Origin of the sequence: Dyella sp. LX-66 (assembly GCF_018599165.1) — a bacterium.
GTDB lineage: Bacteria > Pseudomonadota > Gammaproteobacteria > Xanthomonadales > Rhodanobacteraceae > Dyella_D > Dyella_D marensis.
Genome location: NZ_JAHFVJ010000003.1, coordinates 272,621 through 286,839, shown reverse-complemented (window position 1 = coordinate 286,839; position 14,219 = coordinate 272,621). Strand labels below are relative to the sequence as shown.

The following is a 14,219-nucleotide window of genomic DNA, read 5'->3' as shown; positions in this document are numbered from 1 at the left end:
TAGCTGACGGAATTGAGGTATTTCGCCGTCTGTACTGCCTTCTGCTTTTCACAAGGATGAAACTGGCATGAAAGCGCGAACAGACTGTACGGGCCGGTTTGCTATTTTCAGTGGTTAAGACTGTGTTAGCATCCGTCTCCTGTTGGCTGCTGCCCCTTGCAGGTACCAAAAAAATGATCAAGCAGCGTACGCTCAAGAACATCATCCGGGCCACCGGCGTCGGTCTGCATACCGGCGACAAGGTCTACATGACGCTCCGCCCCGCCGCACCGAACACCGGCATCGTTTTCCGCCGCACGGATCTCAATCCGCCGGTGGATATCGCCGCCCGCCCCGACAACGTCGGCGACACCCGCCTGTCGACCACCCTGGTCAACGGCGACGTGCGCGTCTCCACCGTGGAGCATCTGCTCTCGGCGATGGCCGGCCTCGGCATCGACAACGCTTACGTCGATCTGTCGGCGCCCGAAGTGCCGATCATGGACGGCAGCGCCGGTCCCTTCGTGTTCCTGCTGCAGTCGGCGGGCATCGAAGAACAGAACGTCGCCAAGCGCTTCATCCGCATCAAAAAGCCGATCAAGGTGCAGGACGGCGACAAGTGGGCCAGCTTCGAGCCGTTCGAAGGCTTCAAGGTCGGCTTCTCGATCGAGTTCAACCACCCGATCATCAGCAAGCGCACTTCCAAGGCGGAGATCGATTTCTCCACCACTTCGTTCGTGAAGGAAGTGAGCCGCGCGCGCACCTTCGGCTTCATGCGCGACATCGAGATGCTGCGCGAACACAACCTCGCGCTCGGCGGTTCGATGGACAACGCCGTGGTGCTGGACGACTACCGCGTGCTCAACGAAGACGGCCTCCGCTACGAGGACGAATTCGTCAAGCACAAGATCCTGGACGCCATCGGCGACCTGTACCTGCTGGGCCACAGCCTGATCGGCGCCTACTACGCGCACAAGTCCGGCCATGAGCTCAACAACAAGCTGCTGCGCACGCTGATGGCCGACGCCACCGCGTGGGAAGAGGTCGTCTACCAGGACGATCCCGCCACGGCTCCGATCTCCTACGCGCATCCCGCCCAGGCGATCTGAAGCATTCGCCTCCGGGCGAAGCTGAACAAACTGAACGGCCGCGTCCTCCGGGACGCGGCCGTTTGTTTTGTGATATACCTCGCCCCTTCGTCCTGGCACGACTCACGTATTCGGGATGTCAACGTCTTACGTGACCGTGGAGCCATGCTATAAACCCGCCACTGCCGATCGGGCATGCGGGCGAACTGGCCGCTGGCGATCTCAGGGTGACTTGTCTGAACCGGGGTGGCGAGTCGAACTCAGCCCTTCGGTTTCCGGGAATCAGCAGTTTCGGCGATGGACGCCAGCTCGAGGAACAGACGCTGCAATTCGCTGTCTGTCTGAGAGATCGCCGCGGCCCTCAAATGGTCTGCGGCAGCAGGCGAAAGCGGTTTTGACCGATCCGGCAAGGTTTCAGCCGGTGGTAGGGGGGCCACTTTCACGGTGAGGTATCCGGCGCGCACGCCAATGGCATGCGCGGCAGCGAGGATTTGCGTCTGCATAAGACGAAGCCTCGAAGCCAACGCCGGCGTAGGAGCCAGGAACACAAGACGGCCGTCGCGCAGGTTGGCGAATCTCACCTGCTCGCGGAGCGGTGACGGCAGCGTCTGGCGCAGTGCACGATCCAACGCCTCCAGCTCACTGGCCTTGCGGGCCAGCTTGGCGAAGGGGCCACATTCGGTGAGGGATTTCAGTCCTGAGCCGGTGCGGCGGGGAGCGTAGGGAACGTCGCGCTGCATGGGTGCCGACATCTTCGACGTGGAAAAACATGCAAATCATACTCGTGTCACGCACCAAGCGGGTGCCGAAAACCCTTGATCTGGCCGACCGGCGCCTGCGCTATCGGCTGGTGGCAACGGCAGTCGCGGCGGTGCTGGCTTGTGCGGCGCTCGGCGCCACGGTGGCCCTGGCGGTCGCCAGTCCGCGCGATCGCGCGCTCGCCGAAATCAGCCAGCTCCATCAGCAGGTGTCCAAGCAGAACGTGCAGCTGGGCGACGTCCGCAAGGACGCGCAGCGCGACATCGACGCGCTCGCCGCCAAGCTCGGCCAGCTGCAGGCGCAGTCCACCCGCCTCAATGCCCTGGGCGAACGCCTGGCGCAGATGGGCAAGCTCGACAGCACCGAATTCAATTTCGACGAACAGCCCCCGGTCGGCGGCGTCGAAGACGTCAACGACAGCGCCTACGCGCTGCCGCAGGCGCTGGATGCCGGCATCGACCAGCTGGCCAGCCGCTTCGACAGCCAGCAGGCCCAGCTCTACGCGCTGCAGAGCCTGCTGCTCGACGCCAAGATCGAATCCAATCTCAAGCCCACCGGCATGCCGGTCGAAGGCTATATCTCCTCGTATTTCGGCGGCCGCCCCGATCCGTTCAGCGGACATGCGGCCTACCACACGGGCCTGGACATCTCCGCCCCCACCGGCACGCCGGTGCATGCGGTGGCAGAAGGCATGGTCACCTTTGCGGGGCTGCGCAGCGGCTATGGCGACGTGATCGAGATCGACCACGGCAACGGCTACATGACCCGCTACGCCCACAACAGCTCGCTGATCGTGCGTCCGGGCCAGCGCGTGCACGTGGGCGACGTGATCGCCAAGGCCGGCTCCACCGGCCGTTCCACCGGCTCGCACGTGCATTTCGAGGTCTGGTACAAGGGCAACGTGGTCAATCCGCTCGCCTACGTGCGCAACCATCGCTGATCTCGCGGCGGTCCGAGGCCCCGCGCGCCGGGGCCTCTTGAAACACCCCTCCAGCGCCGCCAAACACTCCACCGGGAAGGATGACGGGGTCTGCCGCAAGAGGTTGCGGCCGATACGGGCCACCGGCTGGGGCAAGCCCCGGCCCGGCGTTCGTTTGGGATCGCCCGGCGACCCTAGTATCATCAATCCTTTCGTCCCGCCCCTTCTCCGGCGGCGGGCGTCTACGACTCATGCAGATCCGGAAGATCGATGCTCAATCGCGCCCTGACCAGCCTTTTCGGTAGCCGCAACGAACGCGTGCTGCGACAGCTTTCCAAGTCTGTCACCCGCATCAACGCGCTCGAGCCCGAGTTCGAAAAGTTGAGCGACGCCCAGCTGCGCGCAAAGACCGACGAGTTCAAGGAGCGCATCGCCGGCGGCGAAGCGCTGGACAAAGTGCTGCCCGAAGCCTTCGCCGTGGTGCGCGAAGGCGCCAAGCGCGTGCTCGGCATGCGCCATTACGACGTGCAGATGATCGGCGGCATGGTGCTGCATTCGGGCCGCATCGCCGAAATGCGCACGGGCGAGGGCAAGACCCTGGTCGGCACCCTGCCGGTGTACCTCAATGCGCTGGAAGGCAAGGGCGTGCACGTGGTCACGGTGAACGACTACCTGGCCCGCCGCGACTCCGCCCAGATGGGCAAGCTGTACAACTTCCTCGGCCTGACCGTGGGCGTGGTGTGGCCCGGCATGAACCACGCCGACAAGGGCGAGGCCTACGCCGCCGACATCACCTACGGCACCAACAACGAATTCGGCTTCGACTACCTGCGCGACAACATGGCTTCGAGCAAGGACCAGCGCTACCAGCGCGGCCTGCACTACGCCATCGTCGACGAGGTGGACTCGATCCTGATCGACGAAGCGCGCACCCCGCTGATCATCTCCGGCCCCGCCGAGGATTCCCCGCAGCTGTACATCGCGGTGAACAAGATCGTGCCGAAGATGATCCGCCAGGAGAAGGAAGACTCCCCGGGCGATTACTTCGTCGACGAGAAGCAGAAGCAGGTGCACCTGTCCGAAGAGGGCATGTCGCACGCGGAAGACCTGCTTCAGCGCGCTGGCGTGATCGAAAGCGAGACCGGCCTGTACGACTCCAAGAACCTGGCCGTGGTGCATCACCTGAATGCGGCACTGCGCGCCAACGCCATCTACCACCGCGACGTGGACTACATCGTCCGCGACGGCGAGGTGGTGATCGTCGACGAATTCACCGGCCGCACCCTGGTGGGCCGCCGCTGGTCCGACGGCCTGCACCAGGCGGTGGAAGCGAAGGAAGGCGTGCCGATCCAGCGCGAGAACCAGACGCTGGCGACCATCACCTTCCAGAACCTGTTCCGCATGTACAAGAAGCTGGCCGGCATGACCGGTACGGCCGACACCGAAGCGTACGAGTTCCAGCAGATCTACGGCCTGGAAGTGGTGGTCATCCCCACCCACAAGCCGATGATCCGCAAGGACAACGCCGACATGGTCTTCCTCGGCCAGCATGCCAAGTACGACGCCGTGGTCGAAGACATCACCGACTGCCACAAGCGCGGCCAGCCGGTGCTGGTGGGCACCACCTCGATCGAAGTGTCGGAGTTGCTGTCCAAGCTGCTCAACAAGGCCAAGATCCCGCACGAAGTGCTCAACGCCAAGCAGCACGAGCGCGAAGCGCACATCGTGGCCCAGGCCGGCGCGCCGGGCTCGGTCACCATCGCCACCAACATGGCCGGCCGCGGTACCGACATCGTGCTGGGCGGCAGCCTGGAAGCGGCCGTGGCCGCGCTGCCGGAAACCGCCACCGACGCCGAACGCGCCAAGATCAAGACCGAGTGGAAGAAAAAGCACGAGCAGGTGCTGGAAGCCGGCGGCCTGCACATCGTCGGCACCGAGCGGCATGAATCGCGCCGCATCGACAACCAGCTGCGCGGCCGCTCGGGCCGCCAGGGCGACCCGGGCTCCTCGCGCTTCTATCTGTCGCTGGAGGACAACCTCCTGCGCATCTTCGCCGGCGACTGGGTCGGCCGCTGGATGCGCATGTTCGGCATGAAGGAAAACGAGGCGCTGGAAGACCGCATGGTCAGCCGCCAGATCGAAAAGGCGCAGCGCAAGGTCGAGCAGCACAACTTCGACATCCGCAAGCACCTGCTGGAATTCGACGACGTCGCCAACGACCAGCGCAAGGTCATCTACGCGCAGCGCGACGAACTGCTGGAAACCGACAGCATCGCCGACACCGTTGCCGACATCCGCGACGACGTGGTCAGCGGCGTGGTGCGCCGCCACGTGCCGGCCGACAGCATCGACGACCAGTGGGACCTGCCCGCGCTCGATCGCGAACTGGAAAGCGAATTCGGCCTGCCGCTCGACGTGAAGCACTGGGTCGAGAAGCAGGACGACGTCGACGCCGGCATGATCCTGGAGCACGTGCGCGAAGCGGTCGAGAACCTGTTCAAGGCCAAGGAAGAGCAGATCGGCGTCGACACCATGCGCCAGCTCGAGAAGCACATCATGCTCAGCGTGCTGGACAACGCCTGGAAGGAGCACCTGGCCAGCATGGATTACCTGCGCCAGGGCATCTACCTGCGCGGCTATGCGCAGAAGCAGCCCAAGCAGGAGTTCAAGCGCGAGTCGTTCGAGCTGTTCTCCAACATGCTTGACCGCATCAAGACCGAAGTGATCCAGATGCTGGCGCGCATCCGCATCCGCAGCGAGGAAGAAGTCGCCGCGATGGAAGCCGAGCAGCAGCGCATGGCCGAGCGCCTGTCGCGCCAGATGCAGGCCACCGGCGGTGGCGCCCCGGTCGGTGCGCTGGGCGCCGATCCGGAAGCCGTGGCCGCCGGCAGCCTCAGCGCCGCCGTGGCCGCGGGCAACGAAGGCCCGAAGGTCGGCCGCAACGATCCTTGCCCCTGCGGCTCGGGCAAGAAGTTCAAGCATTGCCACGGCCAGCTGAGCTGACGCCAGCCGGCATCGCGCACGAAAAAGGCGGCCATGGGCCGCCTTTTTCTTTTGCTCATCGGGCGGTGGAGTTCAGTCCTCGCCCGGCATCCGCTTGCGGTGCGGTTCGGCATCCACGGTGATGTACTGCGGCTCCTCACTGTCTAGGCGCAGCGCGGTGAGCTTGCCGCCCCACACGCAGCCGGTGTCGATGGCGTAGATGCCTAAGCCCGCGAAGCGGCCCAGCGCCGACCAGTGACCGCACACGATGCGGCCCTCGCGCCGCTTCATGCCCGGCACTTCGAACCATGGATACATGCCCGGCTTCTGCGTGCCGGGAATGTCCTTGCTCTCGAAATCGATGCGGCCCTGGATGTCGCAGTAGCGCATCCGCGTAAAGGTGTTGATCGAGGCGCGCATGCGCTCGATGCCCTGCAGGCGGCTGGTCCAGGCTGCCGGCCGGTTGCCGAACAGGTTCTTCAGGATGCGGCCGTGGCGTGGGCTGGACAGCTCGCGCTCCACTTCCTGCGCCGAGCGCAGCGCCTGGCGCAGGGTCCAGATCGGCGCCAGGCCGGCGTGCACCATGGTCCAGCCCAGGGCTTCGTCGTGGTGCATCAGCTTCTGCGAGCGCATCCACTCGAACAGCACCGGCGCGTCGTCCGCGAACAGCACTTCGCGCAGTTCGGGATTGACCTTGGACTGCGCCTCCGGCCGCCGCTGCGCGATGGCCAGCAGGCTCAGGTCGTGGTTGCCCAGGGTGAGCACCACCTGCTCGCGCAGGCTGTGGATGAGGCGCAGCGTGTCCAGCGACTGCCCGCCGCGGTTGACCAGGTCGCCGCAGAACCACAGCCGGTCGGCGGCCGGGTCGAAGCGCAGTTTTTCCAGCAGGCGTTGCAGTTCGGGGAGGCAGCCCTGCACGTCGCCGATCGCATACGTAGCCATCAGTGCAGCGTACGCGGAATGGACAGGGTGAACGGCGCGATCGGTGCCTCGAAATGGGTGCCGTCGTCGGCCAGCATCTGGTAGCTGCCCTGCATGATGCCTACCGCGGTCTCGAGCACCGCGCCGGAGGTGTATTCGTAGTCGTCGCCGGGACGCATCCACGGCTGCTCGCCGACCACGCCTTCGCCGCGCACTTCCTCCACCTTGCCATTGGCATCGGTGATCACCCAGTGGCGGGCGATCAGGCGCGCGGGCACGTCGCCGGCGTTGTGCAGCGTGACGGTGTAGGCGAACACATAGCGGTTGTCGCCGGGCTTGGATTGGTCGGGGACGAAGCGTGTTTCGACCTGCACGTCGATCGTGTAGGAGGCTTTCTCGGTCATGACGGGATTGTAAGGCTTGCCGACACGCATGGAGCAAGCCTGACCGCGCACGCCTGAACCGGGCATGCCCGCGGCGCGCTTGTCACGTCGCGGTTGGCACCTTGGCCAGCCGGACGAAATCCAGCGGCGCCAGGGTTTCGGCGCGCGCCTTGGGGTCGATGCCGGCCGCTTCGATCGCGGCCGCATCCATCAACTGTTTCAGGCCGTTGCTGAGGGTCTTGCGCCGCTGCGCGAAGGCGGCCTTGACGATGGCGTAGACGCGCTCGGGATCCGCATCGTGGCGCTGTTCCGCCGGCAGCGGCACCACACGCACCACGGCCGAATCCACCTTCGGCGGCGGACGGAACGCGCCGGGCGGCACGGTGAACAGCGGCTCCACCCGGCAGGCCAGCTGCAGCATCACGGATAGACGTCCATACACCTTGCTGCCGGGCTCGGCCGCCATGCGGTCGACCACTTCCTTCTGCAGCATGAAGTGCATGTCCTGGATTGCCGCGGCGTGGTCCACGCAATGGAACAGGATGGGGCTGGAGATGTAGTACGGCAGGTTGCCCGCGATGCGCACGCGCTCCACGCCGAGCTCGCGCGCCAGCGCGGTGAAATCCACCTTCAGCACGTCGGAGTGCACGATGCGCAGCTCGCCCACCGCATCCGCGCGCGCCTGCAGGCCGGGGATCAGGTCGGTGTCGAGTTCGATCGCGGTGAGCTTGCCGGCCGCGGCCAGCAGGGGCAGGGTGAGCGCGCCCTCGCCGGGGCCGATCTCCACCACCACGTCCGCAGGCTTGGGCGCGATCGAGCTGACGATGCGCTCGATGTAGCGCTTCTCGTGGAGGAAGTGTTGGCCGAAGCTTTTCTTGGGACGGGCGTTCATGGCATTCCGGAAAGCGGGCTCAGCCGCGTGCGGCGCGGCGGGCGGACAGGTCGAGCGCCATGCGCGCGGCGGCAATCAGGCTGGACGGATCGGCGCGGCCGCTGCCGGCCAGGTCCAGCGCCGTGCCGTGGTCCACCGAGGTGCGGATAAAGGGCAGGCCGAGCGTGAGATTGACGGTGCGGTCGAAGGCTTCGCTCTTGAGCACCGGCAGCGCCTGGTCGTGGTACATCGCCACCACCGCGTCGTAGCCGGCGCGCTGCGCGGGCACGAAGGCGGTGTCGGCCGGCAGCGGGCCGAGCAGCTGCATGCCTTCGGCGCGCAGCGTTTCCATCACCGGCGCGATCGTGTCGATCTCTTCGCGGCCCAGGTGCCCGGCCTCGCCGGCATGCGGATTCAAACCCAGCACCGCGATGCGCGGCGCGGCGAAGCCGAACTTGTCGCGCAGCTCCGCATGCACGATGCGCAGCGTGCGGGCCAGGCTTTCGGCGGTGATGGCGGCGGACACCGCGGCCAGCGGCAGGTGCGTGGTGGCCAGCGCCACGCGCAGTTCCGGGCTGGCCAGCATCATCACCACGTCGCTGCGGCTGCGCTCGGCGAAGAATTCGGTGTGGCCGCTGAAACGGATGCCGGCGTCGTTGATCGAGGCCTTCTGCAGCGGCGCGGTGACCACGGCCTCGTAGCGGCCGCTCATGCAGCCGTCGGCGGCTTCGGCCAGGGTGGTGAGTACGTGGGTGGCGTTGCGCGGATCCGGCTGGCCGGGGCGTTCCTCGGCGGCCAGCGGGATATGCCGCACGCGCAGCGTGCCGGCGGGGCGCTCGCTGAGCGGGGCGCCGTCGTCGTCGATCAACGCGATGGGGCTGCCGCAGCGGCGCGCGGCGCGTTCGAGCAGGCCGCGATCGGTAACCGCAATGAAATTGGCCGCCAGCGAAGTGGCGGCCAATCGGATCAGCAGCTCGGGGCCGACGCCCGCCGGTTCGCCAGCGGTGACGGCGAGCCGGGGTAGCGCGACCGCGTTCAAGGCATCCCTCAGGAGGACTTGCCCGGCGCGGGATCGCGCAGTTCCGGCACCAGGATGTTGACGTAGGCGCTGGAGCGCATGTCGCGCAGGAAGTCCTCGTAGGCCTGCTCGGCCTTGCGGTTGCCGATGGCCTGGCGGGCCTGGTCGCGCGCGATCTGGTCGGTCAGGTCGCTCTGGCGCATGCCCAGGCGCTGCATGATGTGCCAGCCGGCTTCGCTCTGGAACGGCTTGGAGACTTCGTTGTCCTTCAGATCGGTGATCTGCTGGGCGATGGTGGTGCCCCAGGCCTGCTGCGGGAACCAGCCCATGTCGCCGCCGTTGTTGGCGGTGGTGTTGTCCTTGGACTCGTCCTTGGCCAGCTTGGCGAAGTCTTCCTTCTTGTTGACGATGCGGTTGTACAGGTCCTCGGCCTTCTGGCGAGCCTGCTCCGGCGTCACGATCTCGCTGGGCTTGATCAGGATCTGGCGGGCGTGGAATTCCGGCACCACCTGGCGGGTCGGCGCGCGCTGTTCCATCAGCTTGATGATGTGGAAGCCGGTCGGGCCGCGCAGGGCCGGGCTGACGTCGCCCACCTTCATGCCGGCGACGGCGTCGGCGAAAGCCGGCGGCACTTCGTCCATGCGGCGCCAGCCGAGGTCGCCGCCTTCGAGGGCGTCCTGGGCGTCGGAGTAGCGGATCGCCGCGGCCTTGAAATCCATGCCGCCCTGCACCGCGTTGATGGCTTCCTCGGCCTTCTTCTGCGCCGCGGCGATCGCCGCGGCGTCGCCGCCGGAGGGCACGCCGATCTGGATGTGCGCGAGGTGGATCTCGCCGGCCTTGTAGGTGGGGCTGGCCAGCAGGTTGTTGATCTCGCTGTCGGTGACGTTGACCGAATCGCGCACCACGCTCTCGTGCAGGCGCTGGGCGATCAGCTGCTCGCGCAGCTGCTGGCGGAACGCGGCGAAGCTGGAGCCTTCCTGTTCCACCGCGGCGCGCAACTGGTCGGCGGACATCTTGTTCTGCTGGGCCACGGCGCCCACGGCCTGATCGACGTCGGCGTCGGACACGCGGATGCCCTGGTCGTCGGCCTTCTGCACCTGCAGCTTCATCAGCACGAGGCGGTCGAGCACCTGGCGCTGGAGCACGTCCATCGGCGGCAGCTGGCCCGGTTGGCTGGCGTACTGCTGCTGCACCGAGCGGACGGCGTCATTGAGTTCGCTCTGCAGGATCACGCCGTCGTCCACCACGGCCACGATGCGGTCCAGCGGCTGGTTGGACTGGGTGCCGGGCAGCAGCTGGGCATGGGCGGGAACGACGACCGCGGCGGCAACCGCGAGCAGGAACAACGCGAAAGGCTGTTTCATTACGTTTGGGACCTTCAATCGCCTCAGGCGGCGACCGGGAAGTTATTGATAGCCAAGGATACCACGGCGCAGCACCCCTTCCGTCTGGCCGTTGAAGGCGCCCAGACCCTTGAACTGCAGCTCGAACATGATGGCGTTGTTGGCGCGGGCGTTGGCGGTGGTGAAGTTGTAGGTGTTGACGTAGTGGCGGCCCACCACGCGCACCGCGACGCAGCAACTGTCGTACTCCACGCCGGCCAGCGCTTCCACCGTCCGCTTCTCCATCACCGAATACGTCCAGCGGCCGACCAGGCGCCAGCGTTCGGAAACGGGGTAGACCGCGGAGGCGTCGTATTGTTCCAGCAGGCCGCGGCGGTAGCGGTAGGTGAAGTTGAGGATGCCGTCCGTGCCGATCCGGCGCTGCACGCTCACCGCCGCCAGGTCCGTGCTGCGGCCGATGAAGTACGCCTTGCCGGTGATGTCGACGCCGCCCTGCTGGCGCTTGTGCGGGTCCCACTGGTACTGCGTGCTCACGCGCCAGTTGTCGTCCAGCTGCATGTTCAGCTGGGCCACGTAGTTGGAGCCGGACCAGTCGGTCGGCGCACCCGTGGTGTTGTTGGAGTTCGGCAGCTGCACGCGCTGCTGGTTGAAGTAGCGGATCTGGCCGAAGCTGGCCGACAGGCGTTCCACGCCGTTGTCGTCCAGCAGGCGCGTGGTCAGCGCCGCGGTCAGGTTGTTCGCATTCATCTGGCGGTCCGCGCCGGAATACTGGTTCGGCGAGAACAGCTGCCAGTAGTCGAACGACATCAGGTTGGTGTCGAACAGCGGCAGGTTGTTCTGGTTGCGGTACGGCACGTACAGGTAGTACAGCCGCGGCTCCAGGGTCTGCGTATAGCCCTTGCCGAACAGCGTGGTGAGGCGGTCGAACACCAGGCCGGTGTCCAGGCTGGTGATCGGCACCGAGCGGCTGGGCGAGCGGTTGCTGAAGGGCGAGGTCTGCCCGGCGGCCAGCGGCGTGTAGTAGCCGTAGCGGTCGTAGCCGCCGCTCAGCTCATACGTGGTGTAGCGGTAGGCCACCTTCGGCCGGATGAACCACGCGGCGCCGCGGAAATCCGCCGCCAGATAGGGGTACAGGTCCAGGCGGTTGCCTTCGACCACGTCGTCCTTGCGGAACGCCACGGCCTCGGTGCTGGCGCCGAATTCCAGCCACTTCTGCAGCGGCACGTTGACGTTGAAGGTGGCGCGCGGCCAGCGCTTGTACTGCACGGCGCTGTCCGGCAGCGTCGGGTCCACGTTCTGGTAGCTGTCCGCGCCGAACGTCGCGGTCCACCAGTTGCCGCCGCCGACGATGTAGGCGCTGGAGGTCAGCGTGCCGATCGCCGAGGTATACAGGTCGTTGCCGAAGTCGCGCAGGTAGTTGCGGTCCGACGCACGGTTGATGCTGGTGGTGAAGGTCCACGGGCCGATCAGATGCGACTGGTCGTTGAACTTCACCAGGTAGCGGTCGTCGCCCTTGGTCTGCTCCACGCTGTCCGGGTCGTTGGCGCCGCGGTCGTTGTGCAGGTATTCGATGTTCAGCTGGCCGGTGGTGCCCGGGATCAGGTTCAGATAGCGGAACTCGCCGGCCAGCATCAGGCCGCGCGAGGTGTAGATGCGCGGCTCCAGCGTGGCGTCGTAGTTCGGCGCCAGGTTGAGGTAGTACGGCGCGCCCAGCATGAAGCCGGAGCGGTTGGAGTTGCTGAAGGTCGGATACAGGAAACCGCTCTTGCGCCGGTCGTCGATCGGGAAGGTGAAGTAGGGCAGGTACAGGAACGGCACGTTGGCAAAGCGCATGGTGGCGCCGTGCGCCGTGCCCACGCCGGTTTCCTTGTCGATGCGCAGGTCCTTCGAGCGCACTTCCCACAAGTGGTGGCCGACATCGCAGGTGGAGTAGCTGACGCGGGTGTAGTGGGTGCGCTGCGCATCCAGCATCTGGCCCTGCTGGGCCGTGCCGTTGCCGCGCGAGGCGAGCATCTGGTAGCGCACCGTGTCGGCGATGCCGGTGCTGGAATCGGTATTGCCGCGGATGTGCTCGGCGTTCAACAGCTGGCCGGCTTCCTGATAGCGCACATTGCCGCGCGCGTCGTAGTCGGTGCTGTCGCTGTTGTAGTCGGCGGTGTCCGACTGCAGCTTCTGGTCGGCGCGCTCCAGCAGCACGCGGCCCTGCAGGTGGTAGACGGTCTGGTCAGAGCTGTCGACCTGCTCGGCGTACACCTCGGTGTTGGCGGTGTCGCGCAGCGTGGTGTCCTTGGGCAGCGCCGGGTCGTAGAACTCCAGCAGCGCGTTCGGACGGCACATGGTGTAGTTCAGCGGGCGCGGCTTGCAGTGGAACGAGCCGAGCGGGCAGGACGGCGTGTCCGGAGTCTGGTTCTCGGCGCCCTGGGTCCCGTCAGAGGTCGACTGGGCTTCGGCCTGGCCGCCCATCAGGGCGAGGGCCGCGGCGACGGCCAGCAGGCGGCGCGGGGGCAGGTGGCGCGAGGTCGGCTTGGGCGTCACGATGGCGGTCTGCTGGTTTCGGAAAGGTCGTTAAGCTAGCAGAAAGACCCCATATACGGCAGGCAAGCCCTTCCCCCTAAGCACGAGGATTCAGCATGAGCGAGACCAAGCTGACCAAGACCGATGCCGAGTGGCGCGCCGAGCTCACCCCCGAGCAGTACGCCGTCTGCCGCTGTTCCGCCACCGAGCGCCCGTTCAGCGGCAAGTGGTACCAGCACCACGACGCGGGAACCTACGTCTGCGCGGCCTGCCACAGCCGCCTGTTCGGCTCGGATGCCAAGTACGACTCCGGCTCCGGTTGGCCCAGCTACTACCAGCCGGTCGAGCCGGGCACGGTCACCGAGCATGCCGACGACAGCCACGGCATGAGCCGCATCGAGGTGCGCTGCGCCCACTGCGATTCGCACCTGGGCCACGTCTTCCCCGACGGCCCGCAGCCGACCGGCCTGCGCTACTGCATCAATTCGGCGGCCTTGGATTTCAAACCCGCCGGTTCGTAAGAACTCAGTCCATCAGCTCGGCGACGTGCGCGCCGACGCTGGCCGCCAGGGCCTGGAGGTCGTAGCCGCCCTCCAGGGTCGAGACCAGGCGGTCGGCGGCGTGCGCGCGGGCCAGGTCGAGCAGGCGGCCGGTGATCCAGGTGTAGTCCTCGGTGCCCAGCTGCAGCTGGGCCAGCGGGTCGGCGCGATGGGCGTCGAAGCCGGCCGAAACCAGCACCAGCTGCGGCCTGAAGGCGAACAGCTTGGGCAGCAGGGCGCCTTCCCACAGTCCGCGGAATTCCTCGGAACCCTCGCCCGCGGCCAGCGGCGCATTGACGATATTGCCGACGCCGCGCTCGTCCGCGCGGCCGGTCTGCGGATACAGCGGTGATTGGTGGCTGGAGACGTACATCACGCGGCCATCGCGCTCGAAGATGTCCTGCGTGCCGTTGCCGTGGTGCACGTCGAAATCGACGATGGCCACGCGCTTCAGGCCATGCTCGGCGATGGCATGCGCCGCGGCCACGGCCACGTTGTTGAACAGGCAGAAGCCCATCGCGCGATCCGGCGTGGCGTGATGTCCTGGCGGGCGTACCGCGCAGAAGGCGCGTCCGCCGCCGGCCATGGCCATGTCCACCGCCGCCACCACGGCTCCGGCGGCGCGCAGGGCGGCCTCGGCGGAGCCGGGCGACATCAGGGTGTCCTCGTCCAACCGCACGGTGCCTTCGGCCGGGGCGATGGCGAGGATGCGCTCCACGTGCTCCGCCGCATGCACGCGCAGCAGCTGCTCGCGCGTGGCGCGCGGCGCCTCGATGCGGTCCAGTCCGGCGTAGCGGTCGTGGTCCAGCGCGCGCAGCACGGCGCGCAGGCGCGAGGGCGATTCGGGATGGCCTTCGCCGGGGTCGTGCTGCAGGCAGGCCGGATGGGTGTAGAGCCGCAGCA

General features: G+C 66.8%; 12 protein-coding genes. 4 read left to right on the top strand and 8 right to left on the bottom strand.

What is annotated here, in order from left to right; genetic code table 11:
* The first annotated feature begins 173 nt into the window (after window positions 1-173).
* Window positions 174-1,088: a UDP-3-O-acyl-N-acetylglucosamine deacetylase gene (lpxC, locus tag KK141_RS07835; protein ID WP_214569201.1), complete on the top strand. Its 915-nt coding sequence runs from the start codon at window positions 174-176 to the stop codon at window positions 1,086-1,088.
* Between the two features lie 239 nt (window positions 1,089-1,327).
* Here lpxC and KK141_RS07830 read toward each other — a convergent pair whose 3' ends face one another.
* On the bottom strand, window positions 1,328-1,807 hold the full coding sequence (locus KK141_RS07830) for a DUF721 domain-containing protein (protein ID WP_167252476.1): 480 nt from the start codon (window positions 1,805-1,807) through the stop codon (window positions 1,328-1,330).
* A 29-nt stretch (window positions 1,808-1,836) separates the two neighbouring features.
* On the opposite strand from KK141_RS07830, the gene KK141_RS07825 reads away from it, so the two are divergent.
* Together KK141_RS07825 and secA are read left to right on the top strand one after the other, a co-directional pair.
* On the top strand, window positions 1,837-2,766 hold the full coding sequence (locus tag KK141_RS07825; RefSeq protein ID WP_214569200.1) for a M23 family metallopeptidase: 930 nt from the start codon (window positions 1,837-1,839) through the stop codon (window positions 2,764-2,766).
* A gap of 249 nt (window positions 2,767-3,015) precedes the next feature.
* The gene (secA, locus tag KK141_RS07820) at window positions 3,016-5,748 is read left to right on the top strand and encodes a preprotein translocase subunit SecA (protein ID WP_214569199.1); all 2,733 of its coding nucleotides are present in this window, start codon (window positions 3,016-3,018) and stop codon (window positions 5,746-5,748) included.
* A 72-nt stretch (window positions 5,749-5,820) separates the two neighbouring features.
* On the opposite strand, the gene KK141_RS07815 is transcribed toward secA, so the two are convergent.
* From KK141_RS07815 to lptD, 6 genes are all read right to left on the bottom strand, one after another.
* Complete coding sequence (locus KK141_RS07815) at window positions 5,821-6,669, bottom strand: symmetrical bis(5'-nucleosyl)-tetraphosphatase (RefSeq protein ID WP_214569198.1); 849 nt, start codon at window positions 6,667-6,669, stop codon at window positions 5,821-5,823.
* Window positions 6,669-7,052, bottom strand: coding sequence for a Co2+/Mg2+ efflux protein ApaG (apaG, locus tag KK141_RS07810; RefSeq protein ID WP_167252472.1), 384 nt, complete (start codon window positions 7,050-7,052; stop codon window positions 6,669-6,671). The genes KK141_RS07815 and apaG overlap by 1 nt, the downstream gene beginning before the upstream one ends.
* An 82-nt stretch (window positions 7,053-7,134) precedes the next feature.
* Window positions 7,135-7,923: a 16S rRNA (adenine(1518)-N(6)/adenine(1519)-N(6))-dimethyltransferase RsmA gene (gene rsmA, locus KK141_RS07805; protein WP_214569197.1), complete on the bottom strand. Its 789-nt coding sequence runs from the start codon at window positions 7,921-7,923 to the stop codon at window positions 7,135-7,137.
* 19 nt (window positions 7,924-7,942) lie between these two features.
* Window positions 7,943-8,941 (bottom strand): 4-hydroxythreonine-4-phosphate dehydrogenase PdxA, encoded by a 999-nt coding sequence (pdxA, locus tag KK141_RS07800; RefSeq protein WP_214569196.1) that lies wholly within the window; start codon window positions 8,939-8,941, stop codon window positions 7,943-7,945.
* An 8-nt stretch (window positions 8,942-8,949) separates the two neighbouring features.
* Window positions 8,950-10,284: a peptidylprolyl isomerase gene (locus KK141_RS07795; RefSeq protein WP_214569195.1), complete on the bottom strand. Its 1,335-nt coding sequence runs from the start codon at window positions 10,282-10,284 to the stop codon at window positions 8,950-8,952.
* 42 nt (window positions 10,285-10,326) lie between these two features.
* Window positions 10,327-12,798 carry an LPS assembly protein LptD gene (gene lptD / locus KK141_RS07790; RefSeq protein WP_345777536.1) on the bottom strand — a complete coding sequence of 824 codons (2,472 nt, stop codon included), beginning with the start codon at window positions 12,796-12,798 and terminating at the stop codon, window positions 10,327-10,329.
* A 95-nt stretch (window positions 12,799-12,893) separates the two neighbouring features.
* Between lptD and msrB the strand changes: the two genes are divergently transcribed.
* Window positions 12,894-13,298, top strand: coding sequence for a peptide-methionine (R)-S-oxide reductase MsrB (gene msrB / locus KK141_RS07785; protein WP_214569194.1), 405 nt, complete (start codon window positions 12,894-12,896; stop codon window positions 13,296-13,298).
* Between the two features lie 4 nt (window positions 13,299-13,302).
* Here msrB and KK141_RS07780 read toward each other — a convergent pair whose 3' ends face one another.
* The gene (locus KK141_RS07780) at window positions 13,303-14,217 is read right to left on the bottom strand and encodes a histone deacetylase family protein (RefSeq protein ID WP_214569448.1); all 915 of its coding nucleotides are present in this window, start codon (window positions 14,215-14,217) and stop codon (window positions 13,303-13,305) included.
* Window positions 14,218-14,219 lie beyond the last annotated feature (2 nt).